At 76.1% G+C, this 2,678-nt stretch carries 3 protein-coding genes; 2 read left to right on the plus strand and 1 reads right to left on the minus strand.

What is annotated here, in order from left to right:
* Together KBX39_RS28300 and KBX39_RS28305 are read left to right on the plus strand one after the other, a co-directional pair.
* Window positions 1-1,045 (plus strand): hypothetical protein (locus KBX39_RS28300; RefSeq protein ID WP_210873450.1); only part of this gene is annotated, 1,045 nt, incomplete at its 5' end.
* Window positions 1,042-1,656 carry a hypothetical protein gene (locus tag KBX39_RS28305; RefSeq protein ID WP_210873452.1) on the plus strand — a complete coding sequence of 205 codons (615 nt, stop codon included), beginning with the start codon at window positions 1,042-1,044 and terminating at the stop codon, window positions 1,654-1,656. The genes KBX39_RS28300 and KBX39_RS28305, both read left to right, overlap by 4 nt.
* A 50-nt stretch (window positions 1,657-1,706) precedes the next feature.
* Here KBX39_RS28305 and KBX39_RS28310 read toward each other — a convergent pair.
* The coding region (locus KBX39_RS28310) for a beta-propeller domain-containing protein (protein WP_210873454.1) at window positions 1,707-2,678 on the minus strand (972 nt) is incomplete at its 5' end.

Genomic DNA, 2,678 nt, shown 5'->3' on the forward strand with positions numbered 1-2,678 from the left:
CGCGTACGCCGAGGTAGGCGCCGGCGCGGTGGTCGCCGTCGACGGCGCCTACCTCGGCGTACGCGGACTCGCCGGGCCCCTGACCGACGTGCTGGTGCTGGTGGGCACGGCCTGGGTGGGGGTGGCCGTCGGCCGGCTGTGGTCCTCGCCGCTGCTGCCGCCGCTGCTGGCCGCCGCCGGCCTGGTCGCGCAGGAGGGCACCGCCATGCTCGGCGGTCCGGGCAGCACCAGCCGGCTGTCGAACGCCTCCCTGATGATCTCCTGGCCGCCGGACACGCCGTGGGAGACGCTGTCCGACCGGCTGCTGCTCAGCCGCCTCGCGCTGGGCGTCGGGCTGGTCCTCGCCGGGCTGCTGCTGGCGGCGGGCCGGTCGTGGCCGGTCCGGGCCGGGGCGCTCGCGAGCCTCGCCGGGGGCGTGGCGGGTCTCCTGCTGATCGGCGTGCCCGGCCCGACCGGGATCTGGCAGCTCGATCCGGACGCACGCCGCTTCGTCTGCGCCGACGGCACGCCGCAGGTGTGCGTCACCGCCGTCAACGCGCACCTGCTGCCTGAGATCACTCCCGAGGCCCGCCGAGGGCTCAAGGCGCTGGCAAAGCTGCCGGACGCGCCGGCCCGCGCGGTGGAAGTGCGGCTGGACACCGTCGGCAGCAACGACAGCGAGCAGTGGCACCGGCCCAAGCCGGCACCCGGCACCGTGCAGTTCCTCCTGGAGGTCGACCCGGACACCGGCCGGGCCGCCGACGTGGCCGAGCGCATCGCCCTGGGCGGCGGCACCATGTGGTCGGGCTGCGGGCGCAGCGGCGACGACATCGCCCCGGCGATCGCCGCGGCCTGGCTGCTCGACGCCGAGACCGTGCGGCTGTGGGACTCCTGGACCGGCTACCGGTACGCCGACGAGCAGCAGGAGGAGATCCGGGACGGGGTGCGGCAACTGCGCGCGCTGCCCGAGCCGGAGCAGCTGCGGCGCATCACCGCGCTGCGGGACGCCGCCGCGCGGTGCGAGCCGGACCTGATGCCGGCGCTCACCGGACGGGCCGCGCCGTGACCCGCTGGCTGCCGCTGTACGTGCGGTCCCGCCGGCTACCCGCCGCCCTGGCCGGATCCGCTATCGCCGTCGCCGTGATGGCCGTCGCCTGGGCCGGCTTCACCGACCGCCCCGAGGTGCCCGCCGGCCTCGCCGTGCTCACCACCGCCCTGGCGGTGGCGCCGCTGGGGCCGACGCTCGCCGGCACCGACCCGGCGCTGGAACGGACCGCCGCGTGGCAGTGGGCGCCGCGCCGGGCCGGGCACCTGCTCGGGTACGCCGCGGCGGTGGTCGGGCTGCTGGCCGCCGCCCGCGTCCTCGGCGTCGACTTCGGGCCGCTGGACGTGCTGGCCCGCAACACGGCCGGGCTGATCGGGCTGGTCGGCCTCGGCGCGGCACTGGCCGGCGCCCGGGCCGCCTGGCAGGCGCCGACCGCCTGGGCCGCCATGGCGTCCTTCATGGCCGCGCCGGGCGGGCCGGAATGGCGGCAGGCGGCGCTGTGGATGGCGCAGGAGCCGGGCAACCGAATCGCCGCGGTCACCGCCACGACGTTCCTCCTCGGCGGCGTCGTCGCGTACGCGGCGCGGGTGGGACCGCAGGTGGCGGCGGCCGAGGCGGCGCTGGAACAGTGACGTGCCGGGCCTCGTCGCACGCCCACCCGCGCGGCGAGGCCCGGCCGATGTCAGGTCAGCGGCACCCAGGCCAGGCTGGTCATGCCGGCCAGGGCGGTCGCCTTGAGACCGGCGTCGGAGAGCGTCCAGAGCACACCGTCGATCATCAGTGAGCGGCGGATCGGCGTCCGCTCGCCGCCGTCGGCCAGGCTCCCCGGATGGTCCACCGCGCCGGCCACTGTGAATCCCTTGTCGCCGAGCCGCAACGCCAGCACACCACCGAACGGCGGGCGCTTCGTGCCGTCGGGCCCATCGGTGTCCACGCCCGACTGCATCACCGGGATCACCACCAGCCGCTCCGGCGGCCAGTAGAGGAACGCGTGCGGGTCGTGCTCCGCCTCCGACCAGCCACGGGCGACGTGGTGCTGGGCGATCCGGGTGGGCCGGGCCGGGTCGGCGACGTCGAACAGCGACACCTGGGTGCCCGTCACCTGCCCCTCGTCAGTGGCGTCCTGGCCGACGCCGATCAGGCGGCCGTCGCCGGCCGGGTGCAGGTACGCCGAATACCCGTTGATCTTCAGCTCGCCGGTCACCCGGGGCGCGGCCGGGTCGCGCAGGTCCACGCCGTACAGCGGGTCGGTCTGCCGGAACGTGACCACGTATCCGGTGCCGCCGACGAACCGCACCGCGAAGATCCGCTCGCCCTTGCCGAGGCCGGTGACCGCGCCGACCCGCTTGAGCGTGGGACCGTCGGCGCGCAGCACGTAGACGCCGGACTGGGAGGACCTCTCCCGCCTCCACGTGTCGCCGGTGGTGGTGGCGACCCGCAGGTGACCGTCCCACTCGGACAGCGCGTACTGGTTGATCAGCCAGCCGGGCACCGACCCGGCGGCGACGAAGCGCGGCGTGCCCGCGGCGGTGTCGAACTGATAGATCTCGGTGCTGACGTCGCGCGCCTCCGGTGACGCGGCGCGCCACGTCCGCCAGCGCTGGTCGGCGGCGACGTAGAGGCGTCGACCGTTGCTGTACACGGTGTCGCCGTC

The sequence above is a fragment of the Micromonospora sp. D75 genome (genome assembly GCF_018070405.1).
Taxonomy (GTDB): domain Bacteria; phylum Actinomycetota; class Actinomycetes; order Mycobacteriales; family Micromonosporaceae; genus Micromonospora; species Micromonospora chalcea.